Annotated in this window: 12 protein-coding genes; 3 read left to right on the forward strand and 9 right to left on the reverse strand. The window is 43.1% G+C overall.

Annotated elements, in window-relative coordinates; translation table 11 throughout:
- Positions 1 to 215: 215 nt before the first annotated feature.
- The 8 genes from BQ7997_RS15565 to BQ7997_RS15600 all read right to left on the reverse strand — a co-directional run bounded on the left by BQ7997_RS15565 (position 216) and on the right by BQ7997_RS15600 (position 12,409).
- Positions 216 to 1,868, reverse strand: a complete 1,653-nt coding sequence (locus BQ7997_RS15565; protein ID WP_073347139.1) for a sulfatase family protein — start codon at positions 1,866 to 1,868, stop codon at positions 216 to 218.
- Positions 1,861 to 3,360: a sulfatase family protein gene (locus BQ7997_RS15570; protein WP_083589257.1), complete on the reverse strand. Its 1,500-nt coding sequence runs from the start codon at positions 3,358 to 3,360 to the stop codon at positions 1,861 to 1,863. Before BQ7997_RS15570 ends, BQ7997_RS15565 begins: the two co-directional genes overlap by 8 nt.
- Positions 3,361 to 3,533: 173 nt before the next feature.
- Entirely contained in the window at positions 3,534 to 4,664 is a 1,131-nt protein-coding gene (locus BQ7997_RS15575; protein ID WP_022137660.1) for a DUF1735 and LamG domain-containing protein, read from the reverse strand.
- 11 nt (positions 4,665 to 4,675) lie between these two features.
- A complete protein-coding gene (locus BQ7997_RS15580) occupies positions 4,676 to 5,761 on the reverse strand; it encodes a glycoside hydrolase family 18 (RefSeq protein WP_022137659.1) in 1,086 nt (361 codons plus the stop codon).
- A gap of 29 nt (positions 5,762 to 5,790) precedes the next feature.
- Positions 5,791 to 7,347 (reverse strand): SusD/RagB family nutrient-binding outer membrane lipoprotein, encoded by a 1,557-nt coding sequence (locus tag BQ7997_RS15585; RefSeq protein ID WP_022137658.1) that lies wholly within the window; start codon positions 7,345 to 7,347, stop codon positions 5,791 to 5,793.
- 18 nt (positions 7,348 to 7,365) lie between these two features.
- Positions 7,366 to 10,620, reverse strand: coding sequence for a SusC/RagA family TonB-linked outer membrane protein (locus tag BQ7997_RS15590; protein ID WP_073347140.1), 3,255 nt, complete (start codon positions 10,618 to 10,620; stop codon positions 7,366 to 7,368).
- Positions 10,621 to 10,861: 241 nt separating this feature from the next.
- Complete coding sequence (locus BQ7997_RS15595; RefSeq protein ID WP_073347141.1) at positions 10,862 to 11,761, reverse strand: FecR family protein; 900 nt, start codon at positions 11,759 to 11,761, stop codon at positions 10,862 to 10,864.
- Positions 11,762 to 11,839: 78 nt separating this feature from the next.
- Positions 11,840 to 12,409 carry an RNA polymerase sigma-70 factor gene (locus BQ7997_RS15600; RefSeq protein WP_073347469.1) on the reverse strand — a complete coding sequence of 190 codons (570 nt, stop codon included), beginning with the start codon at positions 12,407 to 12,409 and terminating at the stop codon, positions 11,840 to 11,842.
- Between the two features lie 216 nt (positions 12,410 to 12,625).
- On the opposite strand from BQ7997_RS15600, the gene BQ7997_RS15605 reads away from it, so the two are divergent.
- Positions 12,626 to 13,588 (forward strand): glycoside hydrolase family 18 protein, encoded by a 963-nt coding sequence (locus tag BQ7997_RS15605; protein WP_073347142.1) that lies wholly within the window; start codon positions 12,626 to 12,628, stop codon positions 13,586 to 13,588.
- 203 nt (positions 13,589 to 13,791) lie between these two features.
- Here the strand turns inward: BQ7997_RS15605 and BQ7997_RS15610 are convergent, their stop codons facing one another.
- A complete protein-coding gene (locus BQ7997_RS15610) occupies positions 13,792 to 17,922 on the reverse strand; it encodes a hybrid sensor histidine kinase/response regulator transcription factor (protein ID WP_073347143.1) in 4,131 nt (1,376 codons plus the stop codon).
- Positions 17,923 to 18,139: 217 nt separating this feature from the next.
- Here BQ7997_RS15610 and BQ7997_RS15615 point away from each other — a divergent pair, with 217 nt between their 5' ends.
- Positions 18,140 to 19,561 (forward strand): hypothetical protein, encoded by a 1,422-nt coding sequence (locus BQ7997_RS15615; protein WP_073347144.1) that lies wholly within the window; start codon positions 18,140 to 18,142, stop codon positions 19,559 to 19,561.
- Between the two features lie 17 nt (positions 19,562 to 19,578).
- Complete coding sequence (locus BQ7997_RS15620; RefSeq protein WP_073347145.1) at positions 19,579 to 22,614, forward strand: SusC/RagA family TonB-linked outer membrane protein; 3,036 nt, start codon at positions 19,579 to 19,581, stop codon at positions 22,612 to 22,614.
- Positions 22,615 to 22,626 lie beyond the last annotated feature (12 nt).

A 22,626-nucleotide genomic window follows, 5' to 3' on the forward strand; every position in this document is an offset into this window, starting at 1 on the left:
GAATCAAATCCGTACGGTTTTGAGCTAAATGGGAATTTAATTTAGACATAAGAACAAAAGAACATAAAGGCTGCGCTTGGAAAATTATTTCTGCCGGTCATTAAACTACTACTGTTTCATCTTTTGTTTTTATGTTCTTATGTCTAAAAAGAAATTTATTAGTCTGTCTGCTAAAAAATTATCATTTAGTTCATTCCTGTACCGTTATGAGCTAATTATTGATAGTACTTCTCAAGCGCTTCCTGCATTTCCGGATATTTCTCGTCAGTATCACCCACTTCCTTGCGAAGATTTAATAAATCCTTCTTCATCTGCTTGATGATAGAAGCGTATTTCGGGTCATTATACAGGTTATGATTCTCGTGCGGGTCATTCTGTAAATCATAGAAATCCCATGCCGGAGTGAAATCGAAGTTTTCCGTATCGGTCATATCCAAATTCCTGGCGTAGTAGAATATAAGTTTGTACCGGTCGGAACGGATGGCGAAATGTGCCGGGCGGACAGCATGGTTCGTCCAGTAGCGGTAATAGATTTCTTTCCGCCAGTCGGTCGGAGTTTTTCCTTCGAGGTTGCCGGTGAAGCTGTGTCCTTGTACATTCTCCATCTTTACTCCGGCAAACTCGGCCAGTGTCGGCGCAAAGTCGACGTTGAGTACCAAGTCCTTCAGGCGTTTCCCTGCGGGAATCTTTTTAGGATAGCGGATGACGAAAGGCATGCGGGCTGACTCTTCATAAAACATTCGTTTGTCGAAAAATCCGTGTTCGCCGAGAAAATAGCCTTGGTCGGAGACATAGACAACGATGGTGTTATCGGCAATACCCATTTCATCGAGAGTTTTCAGAAGTTTGCCGATATTGTCGTCTACGGTAGCTCCGCAACGCATATAGTCGCGGATGAATTTCTGATAAGCTGCGCGTCGGGCGGCAGTCCGTTGCATCCCTTCGGTGCTGAACGGCAGTCCGGGGTAACGGCACCACCATTTGTCCGGGTCTTTCGAGGCGGTTCTCCAGCGACGCTCCAGTTCTTCGATGGTTTGTCCGACGAAAGAGCGTCCGTTGGTTTCCGGCCCCCAGTCCAAGAGGTTCTCCGGTTCGGGGAAGGTGACACCGTCATAAAGGTGCTCCATACGCGTCGGGTAGTCGTATGGTTCGTGGGTGGCTTTGAAGTGGCAGCACATCAGGAAAGGTTCGTTGCTGTCCTGCTGCTTTATCCAGTTGATGGCTTTTTCGGTGACAAGGTCGGTGGAAAAGCCGAGTACACGCTCACCAAACCGGCGGTTGCCCGGCCACGGGTCGGTGCTTTCGATGAAAGTAGGGTCGCGGTATTCTCCCTGGTCGTAGAAGATAGAGTAATAATCGAACCCTTGTGGTTGCGACTGGATATGCCATTTGCCGACAAGTCCTGTGTTGTAGCCGTTGGCTTGCAGGGCGGTTGCCAGTGTGGGGATGGAAGTGTCCAGCGAGTCGGCTAGCGTGTAAAGCCCGTTCCGGTGGCTGTATAGCCCGGTGAGGATACTGGCGCGGCTGGGGGCGGAGATGGAGTTGGTGCAGAAACAGTTGTCAAGCACTACGCCCTCGTTTGCCAATCGGCGGATATTCTCGTTGTGAGCGTAATCGGCCAGGATTCCGCCGTAGATACCCCATGCTTGGGAGGTATGGTCGTCACTCAGGATAAAAAGGATATTGGGGCGCTGGCCTTTATCACTCCCGTTCTTTTGTTGGTTCTCCTGTCGGCTTTTTTGTTGATTCCCTTGTTGGCTTCCTTGCAGGCTCTCTTGTCCGGCAGATTGCTGTCCGTTTGGTTGGACGCCCTGGATGTGTGTCATTGTTCCGGCTGCCAACAAGCCGGTAAGTATCAGTTTATTCATAAATATATAAGTGTTGCATTTCCTCAAATGTAAGTTTGTGCCCGTCCTGCCACCAGTCCGGGTTGTCCAAATCGCAGAAATCATTTTCCTCTTCCATACGGAAAGCCAGTTGCTCTTTCAGTTTTCCGGCTTCTTCCTTATTCTCGGAGAATAAGTCGTGCATTTCCAACGGGTCTTTCCGAAGGTTGAATAATTGTTCCGTCGTTTTTCCGTTTACGTGGTAGATAATGTACTTATACTCTTCGTTGACGAATGCCCGTTGTAGGTTGGAGTAAGCCAGGAACAAGTCTTTGCGGTGAGTTGCCGTAGAATCTTCCAGTACGGGATAGAATGACTGGGCATTCATGCTTTCCGGCAAGGGGATGCCCGCCAGTTCGCAGAGGGTCGGGGAAATGTCGTGCAGGTAGCATAGCGACCTGTTTTGTTCTCCTTTCCGGTTTTTGTAAGCCGGAGCTATGATGACAAGCGGCACTTTTACACTGTGGTCGTAGAGGTTCTGTTTGCCTAGCAGCCCGTGCCGGCCGACTGCCAGTCCGTTGTCCGAAGCAAAGACGACAATGGTGTTGTCTGCCTGCCCTGTTGCTTGCAGTGCCTGCATGACGCGCCTTATCTGTACGTCTACTTCGCTAATCATACCATAATAATCGGCCAGTTCTTTTTGTACCTGTTCCCCTGTCCGTGGGGCGGGTACCAGTAATTCATCGCGTACTTCCATCTCCCCATTGTCGAACGGGTGTCGGGAAAGAACGTTTTGAGGAAGATTCAGCGTGTCGGGAGCATATTTCCGACCGTAATCTGGAAGCTGGTTGCGCGGGTCGTGCGGAGAAGTGAAAGCGACGTAAGCGAGGAAAGGACGTTTGGTGTCTTTCTGCTTTTGAAGGAAGCGGATAGCAGCGTCGGCATACATCTTTGAAGAAAACTCTTCTCCTGTGAATGCCGTTTCCGGTCCGTACACGCCCGTAGAATCGAAATGATGCAAATGCGGTGAGCAGTGTCCGTTCAGTTCGTATGGATGCATTCCGCCGAAGTAAATATTATCGCCTTCCTGAAAAGAACGATTGAACGATGCATAGTCCGAATGCCATTTTCCGGTGGCGAAAGTCCGGTAGCCATGCCGCTTGAACTGTTGCGGGAAGGTGGTGTGTGCCTGCGGGATTTTCATGCCGTCTGCCTGGATGCTGAACAGTCCGCGCCCAGTCATAAGCATGGCGCGGCTGGGCATTGACAAGGCTCCGCACAAAGCCCCGTTGGTATAAGTATTTGTAAAAGTGACACCTTCGGCGATAAGACTGTCGATAGCCGGTGTGTGCACGTCGTTGTTTCCCAAAGCATGAATGGAAGAAGCCTGCAAGTCGTCTGTTAATATAAAGAGTATATTTGGCTGCGGCGCAGGCGTTTCCTTTGTTTTCGGCTGGCATCCGGCAACTATTGGTGGCAAAAGGACCAGTGATAGACGAGAGACAGATGCAAGGGAGAAGGGAAGTATTCTCATAATTTAGATAAAGAGTAAAGATAAATGAAATTTTATAATAAATGGACGCAGTTTTGACAGGATGAAGATAAAAATAATATCAACAATTTGTCTGAACTGCGTCCAAAGTTAGTAAATATATATAGATATCCTTCTTATTATTACGGATAAACTATAAAATACTTAGTGAGTCGTTATTTCTTCGTGAAACATTGATCAGCTTTCCACACAGGTGAGGCGGATGTTTTTGTGGCATGTCTACCATTGTTAGTACTGTCATACACAACATCTCCTTCTCCTTCATCCATTTTCCAATAGCCTACCAGCCCCGGAGTATTAGCCATAATAGGTCCAGTCATATTTTCTTGGATTTCAGCTTGCGAAAGTACTTTATTCCATAAGCGGGCCTGTCCCATCATATGGTTGGCTTTGATACTTTGGTCGAAGAAAGTAATCCCGTTGTGTGCATATGGTACTCCGGTAGCTGCGATTTCCATAGCCTTTTCTCCATTGAGGTAATAATAACACTTCTCTTGATCGTAAGCCATCGCTACGTGTGTCCATGTCTCTACTTGTAAATCGGCTTTGTTGAAGAACAGTTTCTCATTCATTCCGTTGGGACCGAAAATGTTGATTTGCATTTGTTTGGTCGTGATCTGCCCGTTATCGTTACCTATACGAATATAAAAAGCGTCATTGGTGACAATAGCTTGATTGGTGACATTGAGACGGTCTATCCATAGCCAAAATTCAATGGTGAAGTTGTCCAAGGGTATCGGGTCAAAATCACTGTCGGATTTAAATCCGCTTCCGCTGCCTAGATATGGAGTAGATTGCGACCAAGGTTTGTCTAATAAGAGCAGGTATTGAGAGCCTGATGCCTCTTCCTGCACACTTCCGTCTCCTACCACTTTGATAGGTAAGGCATATTTTACACCTTCTGCTGCTTCATATGGATTGATGGTTACTACAGTGGGAGTAGCCGACACTGTATTGCTTTTGATTACAATGTCTTTGTCGAATGAAAAACTTTCAGTAGGCAGCAATGAATAAGTGGCAGACATTTTTTCATTATATTCTTTCAGTATCGTTTCATCAACGATCAAAGTAGCATGAACATCATTGGCTACCTTGTCCGCTATACGGACAGTGAAGTTTGTCTGTGTTATTTCACCTACGTTGACAGGAACCTTTTTTACATTCTTTGTAAGAGCATCGCTGATATAAATCCGGTTATTGATAGGTTCATATTCTTCTTTGCAGCTGATTAAAGCAATCAATGCTGCCAATCCGATGAGTAATGAGTATATTTTATTTTTTCTCATAATATGTGATTTTATTTAGAAGGATTCATAATTTGTATTCCTTGGCGTAACCATTTGTATTCGGGTACATTGTTATAGTCATATTCCATATGATATGTACCAATACCACCCTTTTGTACTTTCTCTCCATTGATAATGGGTTGCCAGCGTGCCATGCCGAGCAAGGAAGGCATGGTGTTGCCGTCGCGGTCTTTGAAACCTTCTCTACCGCCATTGGTTGCATATCCGCCTTTTTCAAAATCTTCTGTTACTACATATTTCTTAGCCACTTCTTCTGCTGTCAAGTTGCCTTCGAAATTACGGATTGTGCGGTTCAGACGGCTGTCCAGATCACTGTCACCTGTGCTATAGTAAGCCTGTACAATAAAATAAGTGAAGAGCTTTCCTGTTTCTTTCGGCATGGACTGCGGTTCACCGTCAACTGCCAGAATCTTGTCGGTACCTGAATTGGGACCTACACGTTTGCTTAGTTCTTCTACGAAGATTTTCATACGGGCATTATTTTTAACCAAGTCACCCTTGGCACCAAAATTCGGCTCAAAATCAATGTCGAATCCGTCATAGTTATATTTGTCAATAGAGTCGCAGATTGCATTGGCGTATTTACGAATCGCTTTTTCGTAAAGTTCTTCTGCTGCACCGTCAGAATATCCCCAAAAAGCTTTTTCTGCTTCATCCGCGGAACTGAAACCGTTTTCCGCCCAATTGGCGGTTACTTCCGGGGGAGTACAACCTTTACCGATGGAACCTAGCAGACAACAAGTCATAAACTTTGTGCCTTTTACTTCCTGGCAATATTTCAAGTCGGCTTTTTGTGCTTCCGAAAGCCCGTAAGGATTTCCCCAAATAGAAACAACGTCTACGCTATCAGGAATTCCTGCCAAACTTGTGTAGAGAGAAGCACCTACTCCGCTCCAAGCTCCGTACCATCCGAAAGCAATCGGATGATCAGTGTTTTTGTATGCTCTCAGTTGGGCATAGTATTCGTCTGTAGGTTCCGGCTTATCAAAATTTAAAGGCTCCATTTCCGTCCAGTCACTACAACTGAATGTAATGCCCAATATCGCTATGCATGCTATATATAACAAATGTTTCATATTGTTTTTATCTTTAGAATGATTAAACCTTAGTTTTTCTTAGCCCACCAAAGGTCGGTAGCATCTGTGTCCTGTCCGCCATACAAGAATGTACAAGCCTCTGATACAGCGGCCTCGTTGCTTCTGTATTCATCTATGGAGAAACGCAGACGGCGTTGCTGGCGTTCGGTTGTAACTCCTTGGGTAGAAAGGTTATTATACGCCGGGAATACAGCCGGATGTCCCGTACGACGGAAATCTGCCCAAGTTTCATTTCCAATCGGGAAATTGGCAATCATCTTTTGCGTTAGTATACGTTCCAGATTTTCTTCTTTAGCACTTGCACTTTCACGAGTATCCCAAGCTACACATAGTTTGCATGGATTAGTATAATTGTAAGAAACATTGAGTGGACACTCGTAGTTGGCCGGAATATTTGTTGTATTGGCTATATATGCGTCCGCGCCGGATACTTTGTGTTCGCTGAATGAGAGACGGATGCCTTCCTCGTAGAAATGGCGGGCAGTTCCACCCATATTCCATCCTTTTAAAGCACCTTCAGCGCGCAGAAATGCCACTTCTGCCGCATTGAAAATCAACATTGGAGATTTCGTCTCAACTTTTACAGTAGAATAATCTTTAAACCAGTCTGTTGAAATGCCTTTAATACCTGAACGTACTCCAAAAAATCCTTCTTCTCCGTTAATTTTTACTTTGGTGAAGTATTGGTCACGACGCGGATCCTTATATCCATTCATAAAAGACACAATGCAAGCGTTTGCACGAACTTCTCCCCAACTATTTACACTTGCCAAACCATTTTTGTAGTTAGCTCCGGTTAAGTTATCATAAGCGTCAGATTCATTGCTGTCCATGACGCCATAGGCATGAGATACGGCTTCTTCTGCTTTTTCTTGTGCATATTCCGGCAGAGCATTGCTGATACGCACGGCAATGCGTAATTTCAGTGAGTTGGCAAACTTGATCCATTTCTTATAATCACCACCATAGATACGGTCTTCTGTAGTCAACTCATTAAAACTTGGATTAGTGTTTACTAGTGCAGTCAACACGCCAATTCCGTAATCCAAGTCGTCCATCATGGCTTTCCATGCTGTTTCTTCATTGTCATAGCCTACCGCGTACTGTCCGCTTTGTACTTGAGTGTAAGGGAGTGGACCTTGCATGGAAGCTACGATTTGCATAATATGTACACGCATGATTTTAGCTAGTGCATAATAATGTCCTGAGCCTTCGGTGAAACGTTCGATAGAGAAATAGTTTGGATAAAAAGTCTTAAAATACCAGTCGACCGACCATTTGTTCCAGTCATCATCTATATTGTATGTGTAGAAATGTTGTGAACGGCTCCAGTTGTGAGATGGGGTGAGCATACCACCGAACGGACCTGCCCAAAATGTGATGTTGCGTTGTGCAGGATTTTCTTCTACTGAGGACATACATGAAATTAGTTGTGCGAATAAAAGCCGTGAGTTTAATGTAGGCGGTTGATAGGGATTGGTATTATATTCTTCAAATTTACCAATACAACTGCTCATTAAAAGAATACTCAGGGCAAGATATATAAATTGATTAATTCTTTTCATATTATTACAATCGTTCGTTTAGAAATTGAGTTTTAGACTAAATCCGATATTGCGAGTAGTAGGTTGCATAAAATAATCGAAACTTTGATAATAGTTCGATTGGGTGGAAGCGGTAGCTTCAGGATCAAATGGTGCCTTGCAATAAATCATCCAAAGGTTTTTTCCTACCAACCCGACAGTCATTTTCAGTTTGTCACGAAACCATTTTTTAGGTAGAGTATAACTTAAGTTCAATTCTGACAGGCGTACATTTGTTGCACTATAGGTGTAATAAGCTGCATACCCTTTGATGGCATCAAAATAGTTTTCGGCAGTTATTATACCATTATTGATGGGGATACCACCTGCATCACGCCAATCGGCTGTTATCTGTGACACTCCATATTGGTCAAGCATACTTTGTGTTCCAGACATGGCGATACCACCAATACGGGCAGTAAGCGTAATACCGAGGTTGACGCCTTTATATGAGAAGTTATTATTCCATCCCATGTTAGCTTTGGGAAGGATAGAGCCTAGTTTGAACTCATCTACTGCTTCAACGGAAATGGCTCCGCTTTTAGGATCGACGAATACTTTTCCGTTGCCATCTCTTTTGATCAGGTGATTGGCATATACGTCTCCAATAGTTCCGCCTTTTTTAAGGATGATACGTGAATCCAGGTTACCGAATTGTCCCATATCATAAGTGTCTTTATTGATAAGTTCTCCGGTTACCGGATTTACAGCCCCTTCGGTCAGTTGGGTTATCTCATTCTTGTTCCACGATAAGGTGAAGTTACTGTCCCAGGCAAAATTACCCCATTTGTTGTTATATCCCAATGCCATTTCGATACCGTCATTGCGCACATTACCACTTTGTACATACGCATTTGAGTAGCCTGACGAGGTAGAAAGGCTGGCAGTAAATGTCTGGTTAAGAGTGTTTGAACGATAGTAAGTCAGATCGAAAGACAAATGATTGTTCAGCCATTTGGAGTTGATTCCGATTTCCCACGAGCGGGTTCTTTCTGGTTTTAGGTCTCGCATCGGATAGATGGAAGTTGAATTCCATTTTCCGGAAGCGATATTAAATTCATAAGTGGGACGAGTCACGAAGCGTGCTGGTGAACTACCTACTTCTGTATACGAACCGCGTACTTTCAGATAAGAAATCCAATCAGGTAATTTCACTATGCTGGAGATGATACCTGACAAACCTATGGACGGGTAAAAGAAACAGGGAGTATCGGTAAATGCCAATGGCGATTCCCAATCGTTACGTCCGGTAGTTGTCAAGTATATCATACTCTTGTAACCTACTTCTATATTGTAGAAGATGCTTTGTGATTGTTGTATATACCCGGATTGAATTCTTCTGTATTTAGCGGATGTGTCTATATTGTGAATAGCAAAAAAATTGTAGATGCCATCCAGATTTCCACCGTGACCGATCTGTTCTTCACGTTGGTCGTTGATAGAAGAACCGATGTTGGCGCTCAATGAGAGTTGGTTGTCATAGAACGATTTTGCGATGTTCAACATGACATCACCATAGAAACTGCTATATTCTTTACGTATATCATAATATCCACCGTAAGAACTGGCAAATTGTTCGATGGTACTTGCATAACGTTTGTCGGTTGAGCGCATATCTGTCTTGTCATACTTCAAGCGTCCTGTAATATCAATTCCGTCGGTGATTTTCCATTTGAGGGATACGTTTGTCATGAAACGTTTTTTAGTATTCTCACGTATATTACGGTAGATTGTCCAATAAGGGTTTTGAAGTTCCAGGCTTTGTGTACCGTAGGGCCAATATTGTTCGTAGATATCCAGTCCCTCGTTATACGTTTCATACATACGGACAGCGTCAAAGTTTCCCCCACGTGGAAATAGATAAAGAGATGTGAGCGGATTGAAGTAACGACCCTGTCCTATCATATTTTTGTCTTTCTGGAAAATAAGATTGGCTCCGAAATCCAGAACCAGTTTGTCATTCAAGAAATTGGCGGTATTACGGCCTGAAATGTTATAGCGGTCGTAATTATTATTAGGAATGATACCTGTAGAGTTTGTGGCTGAGACCGAAACATAAGTCTGGTTCTTGGAGGTTCCGGTAGAAAGCGACATCGAATTGATTGTATTGACTCCTGTGCGGAAGAAATTCTTAGGATCGTAATTACTGTTTACAGGATCTCCCCAACTGGCAAATTGTCCGTCCTTGTTGCCATATTTACTTTGCAGTTTAGGTAGTAAGGTGGGAGTGGAGAAAGTGGTGCTGCTTGATACATTGACACTTGTTTTGTCTTCCGTACCTTTTTTTGTATTGATGAGAACCACGCCTGAAGCTGCGGCATTGCCATAAAGTGCTGCTGCGGCAGGACCTGTCAGCATATTGATTGATTCAATATCTTCCGGATTAATGTCGGCTACGGCATCTGTGCCGGGTTGGTCCGTCAGGACGCCTGTGTCAGAAGATTCGTTTACAATGTTGAACATTGGAATACCGTCAATTACGTAAAGGGCATTGTTGGACTTTGTGATTGATTTTACACCACGCATTACTACACGGGTAGCGGCACCTGCACCGGAAGCGGAGGCATTGATTGTCACTCCAGCTACTTTACCGGCTAATGAGTTCATGAAGTTGGGGTCTTTTACAGCAGTAATCTCGTCTGAAGTAATCTGTTGCACATTATAGCTCAAAGCTTTCTCTGAACGTTTGATACCCAAAGCTGTAACTACCACTTGATCCAATTCGGTTGCTTCTTCTTGCAGGGCGATGTTTAACTTAGACTGTCCATTGAATACAATATTCTGTGTTTGATAGCCAACATAGGACACTGTCAAAACATCCCCTATATGTATGTTGTCCAACCGGAAATCGCCATCCATGGATGTAATAGTTCCCTTTCCATCTTTGGTTACAATAGACGCACCGATAATTGGTCCTGACGCATCATGTATCGTTCCTGAAATACTATAGGAACGTTTCTGTTCTTCGTTGTTTTTTCGAAGATATAAAACGATGCGTTTTTCGGAAATCCGATATGCTATGGATGTGTCTTTCAGTAGCATATTTACAATTCTGTTAATGTCATTCGAAGTAATCTGTATTGACGTTTTTTGATTGACATTGATATCATTATTATAAAAAAATGAATATCCGCTTTGCTTCTCGATACTTTCGATCACTTTAGCTATAGGAGCATTGGAAAATTCAAGCTTGATATTTTGTTTTGTAGTCTGTGCGAATGCAAAACAAGAGAACATTAAAAATAATATTGCCATAAAACGGCTTTTATTGAGCACTTTTTCAAATATACGGCAACATTTTTGGTAAGAAATTTGGTACTTTCTTAAGTTTGTCATACTTTTATAAATTAGAAATTAAGGATTTGTGGCAATCGATATTGCCATGAACTTTACAAGAGTAAGAGGCGGGAAAATACTGGTACTATTTTCTCGCTTTTTTGTGTCCTTTACAGTACTATCTCATAGGCAATTATGTTTTTAAAGTTTTACAATATGTTTATTTGATGATTATATTTCCTTCTTTCTTTTCATACTTGAACGGGGTGCTCATCTGCATTGTCTTTAATATAGAGTCAAGTGACTCATTTGTATAAAATTCTCCAGTGAAAGACTTGCCAATCAGCTCATCATTCATAATAATGAATTTTACGTTAAATTGCTGCTCCAAACGTTGGCAGATGTCAAGTAAAGGTGTATTTGATAATACCCATATGTTTTCTGTCCATCGTGTTTCACGGCTGGCATTTGTGACTTCTGTAAGTAGCATTTTACCACTACCGACATTGTATGTCAATTGTTGATTCGGCTTCATCAACATATGTTTCTTTTTGTCAGCCACGTCAATAGAACCTTCCAATAAAGTAGCGGTGATCTGCGGCATCTGTGAACTTGCATTGACAGTAAATTTTGTTCCCAATACTTTAATATTCAGTTCTCCTGCACGTACAATAAACGGATGCCGTTTATCATGTGCTACATCAAAATAGGCTTCTCCTTCGAGAAATACTTCTCTTGAGTCTTTACTAAAATGTTCCGGGTAAATAAGCTTGGAACGGTTATTTAATTTTATATTACTTCCATCCGGGAGTATCACATGCTGTACGATTCCACTATTGTTTGCTGTGACAATAAATGAAGGATCGGTATCCAGCATCATGTATAGCCACCCACTCATTGCGATTAATAGGGCTACTGTGGCGGCTGCCAGCCATACCCGATATTGGCTGGCTTTGCGACGGAATATATCAATAGAATTATTATCCGCTTGAATTCTTGCCATTAACCTTGAGAATGAATTCTCTGCTGAATGTTCTTTGCTTGGATTAGGTGACTGAAGGGTAATGTTGTCAATCAACTTATCCAAATCAATTGTCTCTTTTTGTTTTTCTATGCGCATTTTTTCTTGTTTTCTAAAGCTTTATACTATATAGAAAACTCAAGATGCAAAAACACTAAAAGGAAAAACCATTTTTTTTTAAATTTTTTCGAGGAAAGGTTTAATTGCTTGTTTTATTTTATTTTTGGCAAGCAATAATTGGCGTTCTACTGTACATATTTTGATGCTTAGTGCTTCTGCAATCTCACGATGGCTCAATTCGTCATCTTTAGCCATTTTAAATATGATACGACATCTTTCCGGGAGTGCATTTATTGTTTTTGTTATAGTAGTGTGCAACTCTTTATAAGAAAGTTCGTCTAGCGGGGTATTATCTGAGATTTTAATTTGTAACTCGTGTTCAGGAATATCATCTCTTTTGGAGATATACCCGCTTTTTAGTACATTCAGACATCCATTACGGACTGATTGGTATATATAAGCGTGAAAATTGGGAATGGCGGTGAGCATACTTCGTTCTTTCCACAGAATGAAAAATACATCTTCTACTACATCTTCGGAAGCATCTTCGGAATGGAGAAACATAATCGCAAATTGAAACAATCGATTATAATAATGCATATATAACGTACGAAAGGCTTGGCTATCACCTTCAGATATAAGTTTTAATATCTGTTGTTCATTTTCGATACGTTGTTTATTATTCATAGTTTTTATTAATACGATAAGGCTCATGCATTTTGATTGCAAAGAAACATACTTTATTTTGTTTTTCCTAACATTATTTTGAAGAATCTTTTAATTCAAAGTTCTACACGTAAACTTTTTATGTTGATTTTTGGAAGTATTATAGTCATTTTTGAACATGCTTTTACCTTGAGACTGCGTACTTTTGTGTTCTGAATCCAATAAAAAAGAATCATTATGCTAATGCCAAGAAAAATTCTGTTTTCCCTTTTTTTGTTGATAGGAGTATCTCTTTATGCGCAACAAAGTTCATTTGTCAGTTCGTATGTCCGTGGAAACTTCTATAATCGCGGGCGTATTTCTACCGAAAGCCTGCGGGCAAGCGATGATCTTATCTTCTTGAATGTTCATCCGAATAAGGATGGGGCACTTTCTTTTGAGAATCCCCGTGTATTTCAGGGAGAGGGAGTGACAACGTGGGAAGGACTGGTTAAATCTGTTCGTGCCAAGGTAAAAGGAACAAATGCCAAACTGCGTTTGGGTGCTTCCAGTGGCGAATGGAAAGCAATGGTGGCTGATGAGGCTGCCCGTACGGTATTTGCCAAGAATATCAAGAAGGTGCTTCAACAGCATAAACTGGATGGCATTGACCTGGACTTTGAATGGGCGGAAAACGCGAAAGAGTATGAAGATTATAGCCTGGCTATCTTGAAGATGCGTGAAGTACTGGGAGATAAATATATATTCAGTGTGTCGCTGCATCCTGTTTGCTATAAGATTAGTAAGGAAGCGATTGCTGCCGTTGATTTTATTTCGCTTCAGTGTTATGGTCCTTCTCCGATGCGCTTTCCAATAGAAAAGTATTGTTCGGATATACGAATGGTACTGGATTATGGTATTCCGAAAGAGAAACTGGTGGCCGGTGTTCCTTTCTATGGCGTGACGAAAGATAATTCGAAGAAGACAGAGGCTTATTTCAGTTTTGTACAGGAAGGACTGATTACGTCTCCGGCGCAGAATGAGGTGACCTATAAGGGATATATATATGTATTTGACGGACAGGATAATATCCGTATCAAAACCCGTTATGCCAAAGAGCAGGGTTTGAAAGGTATGATGAGCTGGGACTTGGCTACGGACTTGCCGTTGGGTGACAGCAGGTCGTTGCTTAAGGCGATTATTGAGGAGCTGAAACCATGATTGCGGAACTGACACGATAGTTAAAGATTGAAGCAATGATTGAAGAGTCAAGGAATTGAGTATTCCCGCAGGTCTTTAGGCACGGATAACACGGATTACGCTGTTGCTTTATGCAGTCATATTTCTAAAAACCGTGAAATCCGTGTTATCCGTGCCTGAATATTATTACGACATTGGATTTTATTTTTGACGACTTCCTTTCTCTATGCCTGCTTGATTTGTTTCAAGTAATCCGAAGGAGAGACGCCGAACTCATCTTTGAAACATTGGCGGAAGTATCCTGAACTGTTCATTCCTACTTTATAGGCAATCTCAGAAATGTTGTACTTCCCTTCGAGCAGCAGGCGTTCTGCATTTTCCATCTTCACCTTCCGGATGTATTCATTGGTCGAAAGTCCGGTCAACGCTTTCATCTTCCGGTAAAGGGTAGAACCACTCATACACATCTTGTCTGAAAGGTAAGTGATGTCAATCTTTTCCGAAGAAAGGTTCTCTTCAATTAATTGCGTAATCTTCCCGATAAATTCATTGTCAAGTTTACTCAGCGCTTCGGTAATCATCGTACGTTTCTCGTTTATGTCTGCATGGCTGCTTGGAGTAGGCTGCGACTGGAATTGTGCGACGAGCTTCTTTCTTGATTCAAGCAGGTTATTGATGCGGCTGCGCAGCAAAGAAGCACTGAACGGTTTCGTCAGATAAGAATCTGCCCCTACCTCGTATCCTTCCTCTTTATCCTGTAAAGAGTCTTTTGCGGTCAGCAGGATTATAGGAATATGACTTGTGCGTACATCATCTTTTAGTTGCCGGCACAAGGTGATACCGTCCATGACAGGCATCATAATATCGCTGACTATAATATCCGGGATACGGCTGAGAGCCTGTTGTTTCCCTTCCTCGCCATTGTTGGCTGTGATTACTTCAAAGGAATCGGAGAAAGACTCGGCAATATAATTCTGTATTTCCTCGTTATCCTCTACAATCAACAGGATAGGTTTGCCGCTGTCCATTGCCGCATCCTGTACATCATCCGAAGAAACATTCTGTACTTCTTCCTCTTTTTCAGCCTGTTCCGTCGAATCGGCATGTAATGCATTGGGATAAATATTGTCCGTCAATAGACTGATATAGAAACTACTTCCTTCGTTTTGCGTACTTTCAACGCGGATTTCGCCTTCATGCAATTCCACGAGATTTCTGACCAAAGCCAGACCGATGCCTGTTCCGGATGCCTGATGCGAACCGCTTTCCTGATAATAACGGTCGAAAATATGCGGCAAAGCCTCAGCAGAGATGCCGTATCCGGTATCACTGACTTTAATTTCCGTATAAGCCACTTCATTACGCATCGTTTGATAAAGGCTCAGAGTGATGCGCCCCTGCTCCGTATATTTGATGGCGTTGGAAATCAGATTATCCAGAATAATGGTAACGATTTCCTTGTCAAAGAAAAGAAGCATCTCCTCTTTTTCTATCTGAATCCGGAAGTCAATTTTAGTTTTCTGGTTGAGCTCCTTGTATTTAAGCCCTGTCTCGTAGATAAGGGGGGCGATATTGCCTTTGCAGACACATAATTTTTTGTTCTGTGTCTCCGTCTTGCGGAACTCCAATATCTGATTAATCAGGTTGAGCAACCGGAGCGCACTTTGATGAATGACGGACAACTTCTGCGCCTGTCTTGCCGGAAGAGACTGGTCTTTCTGCATATCTTCCAGAGGGCCGAGAATTAGAGTCAGCGGCGTCCGCAGTTCATGGGTGATATTTGTATAGAAACGCAGGCGTTCCTGGTTTAACTCCTGTTCTTGTTCGTGGTTCTTCTTCTCCAGAGTATAGAGGCTTTCCAAATCCAGCTTCTTCTTGTAAGCGTGCAGGATGAGGTAGATGATGCTGATAGATGCCAGTATATAAACCAACTTCGCCCACCATGTCAGCCAAAGAGGGGGATTAATCCGGATGGTGAGCGAAGTCGCTTCGTCCGGCCACTCCTGATTATGCACCCGCGCCTTGATAAGGAACTCATATTTCCCCGGCGGGATATTCCGGAAAGTGACGCTGTTGTTCTCATTCACCGTGTACCACGAGTTTTCGAGCCCTTTCAGCATATAGGCATACTCCATCTGGTTGACAAGGGAGTAGTTCTGCACATTGAATGTCAGGCTGAATGTATTCCGGGCATGAGTCAGCTCCACTTCTTTTCCTTCCAATAGGGAGACGAAGGTGTCATTGCTCTCCTGATTGTCCAGCCGCTCGAATATTTTCATTTCCGTGATGACAACCGGCGGTGTTTTGAGTTCGCTCATCGTGATGTTGGGAGTGAAACAGCACACGCCGTTGATAGAGCCGAAGTAGATGGAACCGTCTGTATTCCTTGCCACACTGGCACTCATGAAGCTTCCGGCAGGCACATCGTCCGAGTGACCGTAGTAATAGAAACAATCTTTCTTCGTCACGTAGCAACCGATACCTTTGTTGCTGCTGAACCAGATATTCCCTGCCTGGTCTTCAGTGATAGCCTGGATGCACGTATTGACGAGCCCGTCTTTACGCTGGTAAGTCTTGTAATCCGGATCGTCCGGAGAGTTGAAACATACCAGTCCGTCTCCGGTAGCTATCCACATTCTTTCCTGTTTGTCCCGGTAGATTTGATTGATAGTGTTGGAACAGAAGCCTTCTCTTTGGATATACTTCCTGACTAAGTGGAAATCCGGTGAATAAACCCCCATTCCATCGCCGAATGTGCCGATCCAGAAACGTCCTTTGTCATCCTGTGCGATGCTTCGGATGAAGTTGCCATGCAGCTCGCTGTTACCGGTGTGGTAATGTTGCACAACTTCCATATTGTCGGGATTGTAGACGAATATCCCTTCGCTGCACCCTATCCAGATACGGTGCCGGTTGTCTTCGTAAAAGACACGTACATCCAGATTCGATTTACCCATCGGGGAGATTGAACGGAATGTCTTTGTCCGGGTATTATAATGGCTGATACTTCCTTGAAAAGCGCCGAACCATAGATTATCCCTGGAATCACGGAAAGCGCTCAGCACAGAGTTTGCCTGTAAATCTCCCGTCTCTTTCTTATAAATGGCAATCCGTCTGTTATTCTCAAAAACATTGATTCCGCCGCCGTCCGTACCTACCCACAGACGCCCCTGCCTGTCGGTGCAGATACTGCTTACCACCTTATTGTTCAGACTGTTCTCATTGTCGGGGATAGGAGAATAATCAATAGTCGTGAATAAAGGGGGCTCACTGCTGATAAAGTTGATTCCGCCGCCCCATGTCCCAATCCAGATATTATTGAAAGAGTCCTGATAGATATACCGTACACTGGCATTGGAAAGGCTACGGTTATCGTCCCCTTCCCGCAGAAATTCGAAAGTAATCTGTTTGGGTGAAAGGAACTGGCTCTGTTTCAGGTCGAGTATGGCGATGCCGTTCAATTCCGAAGCAATCCATAATTTATTGTCATTCATTTGCCTGATGGAGAAAATACGGCTGGAGAGTGTGCCGTATTTGTCGTTCGGATTTTGCCGGAAAGTTACGAAGTTCCGGGTAGCGGCATTATAGAGTGCCAGTCCTTTATCCGTCCCGAGCCATATATTCCCGTTACTGTCTTTTAATATCGTCCGTACATCATCCCCCGGCAGACTGTTGGGATTGTCCGGTTCATTTTTGAAGTTCCTTACACTCTTATCTTTCAAGGAAAGTATGCTGAAACCGCCGTTCACATGTCCGATATAAAGATTATCGTCTCCACCGTCCAACACAGTCCATGTCTGTTCACAGTCCAATGCCGGAACAGTTGTCTTGTTGTAATGCGTGAACTGTCCGGTGGTAATATCCAGATAGTCTATGCCCCGATAATAAGTGCTGATCCATAATCCGTCCGTACTTTGTGCGGAAGCGGCAATATCCGTGACGTCATTTGTCATCAGGCTGTGCGGATTCTGCGGGTCATGCTGATAAGCGGTAAATGTCTGCGAATGATAATTGTAGGCATTTAACCCGTCACGTTGCGTGGCAATCCATACAACGGGCCGTTCCGGGTCGGCATATATCCGGTTAAGTTCATTCCCGGTGATACTTTGGGAATTCTTGGACGGGTCATTCTTATAAAAGGTGATAAAACGGGTACCGTCAAACTTATTGAGCCCTTCTTCCGTGGCAAACCACAGGAACCCTTGCTTGTCCTGCGCGACACTGACTACATAATTATTAGAAAGTCCCTGCTCAATCCCCAACCGTTTCACAGAATAAGGTTGCGCAATCAGTCGGGAGACTGATAATAAAGACAGGAAAAGAAATAAAATACCAAACGCAATGTGTTTTCTCATAACTCGTGCCTATTCGTTTCATTTACAGATTCAAAAATAGGAATAAATATTTTATTTAGCGTATGCAAATCGTGCATTGCATGATTTGTGATGCTTCTCTGCATGATTTTTATCTCTCCTATGTGCCTTATTCACTTATATTTGCATTGTGAAAGCGGAAAAAGCACCCTGGCTTTCGCAGCGAACCTAGAAGTTTTAATCATTAAATACTATTATTATGAAGGCAAGATTTTTGCATGGCGCAGCGTTATGGACTTTTCTTTTTGCTGCAACGTTGGCTACCGGATGTAGCGACGATAATGACTACAAAGATGTAGACGGGCAGAAGCCGTCTCTCGAACTGGCTTCCGAACATGTGCGTACATTAAACGGATATGAGTTTAAGATTGCAGGGAAAGTAGCGGATAAGGATGGTATCCGTTCTATCCGTTTACAATCACCAGACTTATATTTGGATAAGACTATTGACCTGGTGGCTCTCTACCCGGAAACTCTTTATGAATATGACTTGAACTATGGATTTACCATTCCCGAAGAAACCGAAGGAGACGAATTTACTGTAAAAGTAACCGTAACGGATTTAGGTGGACGCACAATGGAAAGCAATGTGCTGATTACAATGGACGGTGATTATACGGAACCGGAAATCGTATCTACTAGTTTCCCTGATAACATTAAAATAGTTTTGTCTGAAGATAATCCTATGACATTCCGCTTTACTGCAGAAGACAACAAAGGATTAGCTTATTTAGAGTTGGGTATTCCCGATTTGAATATTTCAGAACGTGTGGATTTAGAGGGTGAAGGGATTACTCAAGGAACTTTTGAGAAAGCTATAACATTTCCTTCAGATGGAATAGGTGCATATATCATGACCATCCGTGCCGTTGATGCATTCAATAATATTACGGAAAAAGATTATACTATGCTGATTTCTCAAACAAAGGATTACAATAATATGTATTTGGTTGATTTTGAAGGATATGATGATACTGCACTAACTGATGGAGATTTATGGGGAGTCCCAATGCCAATAGAGCATAGTGGTATGTATGAATATAAAGCCCGTTATTATTCTGCTGCGGAAAATACTCCGGTTCGGTTTGTTGCCAATAAAGGAAATTTTAATATCTGTTTTGGCGAAGACAAGAATAATCCGGGACAGTTGACAAATTTGCAAGAAAATATACAACCTATCATTCTTCCAAAAATAGGATACTATGAAATTATCTTTAATATTGAAACACAGAAATATACAGTTACTGCTTATAAGCCGTCGGAAGAACCTTATAGCGGCCAGTTCGGCCTTGCTGGTGATAATTGGGTAGGTACTAATGGATGGAATTCTTCTGACCCTCGTCCTGTACTGGATCGGGATACGGATAATCCATATCTTTATACTACAACTCTGACTTTTGATGCAAGTCATAATTCTTTCAACTGTACACTCACTGCTGTTGGCCCAGGCTGGCCGTCTCCATCATGGCGATTTGTAAATGGCGGCAATGGAGTGGATGAACACTTCTGTATAGGTGATGCAGAACCTAATGGGGCAAGATATAATATTCCTGCCGGGAAATACACTTTTATCTTTGACACACATCTTGTACAGTCTAAATTACTAAAGAAGAATAACTAATATAATGCTATAAAAACATGAAACGATACTTATTCCTTTTATTATCGTTCTTTGCGCTGGGCTTAAATGCCCAGCAAATGAAGCTGACCGGTAATGCCGTTGCAGCGAGTGACAAGCAGCCGATGATTGGTCTTACAGTCTTGGTGAAGGGAACGACGAACGGTACTGTGACCGATTTGGATGGTAATTATACATTGAGCAATGTATCCAAAGATGCTACTGTCGTTTTCTCTATGATTGGATACAAAACTCAGGAAATCAAAGTGAATGGCCGCACTGCTATCAATGTAGTGATGCATGATGATATGCAGGCATTGGACGAAGTGGTGGTTATCGGCTATGGTGCGGTAAAGAAAGGTGATCTGACCAGTTCCATCGCAGCCATAAAAGGTGAAGAACTGAAAACAATGAGCACGGGTAATGCCATGAACTCTTTGCAGGGGAAAATCAATGGCGTACAGGTACAAAGCAGCGGCGGACCGGGTACTACTCCTCGTGTAATAATCCGTGGTGTGTCTACTGTCAATGCCGCCGACCCTTTGTATGTAGTGGACGGGATGCCGGTAGGTAGAAATATCAACTTCCTCGACCAAAATGACATTGAAAGCATGCAAGTCTTGAAAGATGCTTCTGCCGCAGCTATCTATGGTACACGTGCGTCGAATGGTGTCATTCTGATTACCACCAAAAAAGGAAAGAAAGGCGACACCAAGTTTTCTTTCTCCGCTTCTGCCGGTTTCCAGACATTGCAACAACCTGATATGGCAAAAGCTTCAGAATACGAATATGTTCAGAGAGCACGTTATATCAACGATGACAGTATGCCTGTATATAGTGGAAAAGCTAATATTACTGATGCCGAAGGCACCGACTGGTGGAAAGAGACATTGAATAAAACAGCCTTGATTCATAACTATAACCTTAGTTTCTCCGGTGGCACTGATAAGTTCCTCTATTCAGCCAGTATTGGTTATTTCGGACAAGATTCACAATATAAGACAGGCAACTGGCAGAAGTTTACCGCCCGTTTCAGCATGGAATACAACTTCAACAAGATAGTAAAAGCAGGTATCGACTTTACGCCTAAATATGAGAACTGGAAAGATACTCCGGATTTGCTCGGTGCTGTCATGGCAATGGATCCGACTACTCCGGTGATGCGACCCGAAAATGAATGGACGGATAATGAATACGATAATTATTCCCGCTCCCACAATAGCCAAGTGTGGAATCCGGTGGCAAGTATGGCACGTCTGTCAAAGAACACCGATGAGTACGGATTGCTTGCCAACCCTTATATAAGCATTGAACCAATCAAAGGGTTGGTAGTACGCAGCCAGTTCGGAATAAACGCGCGTTTCCGCCTTTTCGATGAGTTTAGTCCCGAGTTTCATTTGGACAACTTGGAACAAGCTACTGCGAATACAGCCAAACGCGAAATGAAGAACTGGGTGGACTGGAACTGGACGAACACAATCACATGGATGAAAACGTTCAATGAAAAGCATAATATTAATCTGATGGGCGGTTATACGATGGAACGTTACCAGTATTATTGGTTGACCGGCTCACGTGATGGTGTTCCGACGAATAATGACGAACTTCTGCAATATGTAAAGGGGGGAACAAAAAAACCTCAGGCAGAGGGATTGAACGAATACAATTCAATGATTTCTTATCTGGGACGTATCATATACAATTATAATGACCGTTATTATCTGACAGCATCCGTACGTGTGGATGGCTCTTCAAGATTCCCTAAGGGTAATAAATATGCTACGTTCCCTGCTGTATCTGCTGCATGGCGTATATCGGGCGAACCTTTCATGAAAAACCAGCATATCTTTGACAATCTGAAACTGCGTGCCGGATGGGGACGTGTAGGTAATGAAGATATTGATAATTCTGCTTATCAATCCTCTATCGGTGGAAGTGATTATGTCTTTGGCCCGAATGCCGACCGTGTGATTGGAACAAGTGTGGCTTCTATTGGAAACAACAGTGTTCGTTGGGAGACAGTCGAAAATTATAGCATCGGTGTAGACATGGCTTTCTTGAACAATCGTCTGAGTGTTACTGCTGAATGGTTTCGCAAAGAGTCGAAGGACATGTTGATGAAAAAAGCTAATCTATTGGTTCTCGGCTACCCCATGTGGAATGGAGAAATGTGGGAGAACGTAGGCAGTATGCAAGCTACCGGATGGGAACTTTCCGTCAATTGGAACGACCATAAAGGAGACTTCAGCTATGAAGTAGGCGTGAACCTTTCTTCCGTAAAGAACAAAGCTAAGAAACTGATGGGTGGTGACACTCCTATTTATACAGGCTCTTTCAATGGTGATTACATTATCCGTAATGAAGAAGGCGGAGAAATCAGCCGCTTCTATGGTTACGTAGCCGATGGTATCTTTCAGAACCAGACAGAGGTAAACGCCCATACCAACGAGTATGGTTCGGTCATCCAACCCAATGCACTACCTGGTGACATCCGCTTCGAAGATTTGAATGGTGACGGCATACTGGATGATAAGGATAAGGCATACATCGGTTCGGCATTCCCCGATTTGATGGTCGGCATCAACGGACGTGTTTCTTACAAGAACCTTGATTTCATGGCCAACTTCTACGGCACTATCGGCAACGATGTGTTCAACACGACCAAAGGCCGCTACTCCGGTGCCGGTGGTGAGAATGTGTATGCCGGAACATACAACAGTTCATGGCACGGTGAAGGAACGAGCAACTCATTGCCCCGCTTGTCAGTGAACGACTCTAACATGAACTGGAAACGTCCGTCGAGCTTCTTCGTGGAAGACGGTTCTTACCTTCGTTGCAAGATGTTGCAAATAGGATATACTTTACCGAAGCGGTGGACTAAAGACATCGTATTGCGTCTCTCTTTCTCCGCACAAAATCCGTTTACCATCACCGGCTATTCCGGCATGGATCCGGAAGCGGTATCAGTGGGTAAGGGTGTGACGGAAATGGGTATCGACTGGGCAAGTTATCCTAACCCACGTACATATCTCTTCGGATTGAACATCAATTTTTAAACCAACATAAAT

The organism is Bacteroides congonensis, assembly GCF_900130125.1.
Classification (GTDB): Bacteria; Bacteroidota; Bacteroidia; order Bacteroidales; family Bacteroidaceae; genus Bacteroides; species Bacteroides congonensis.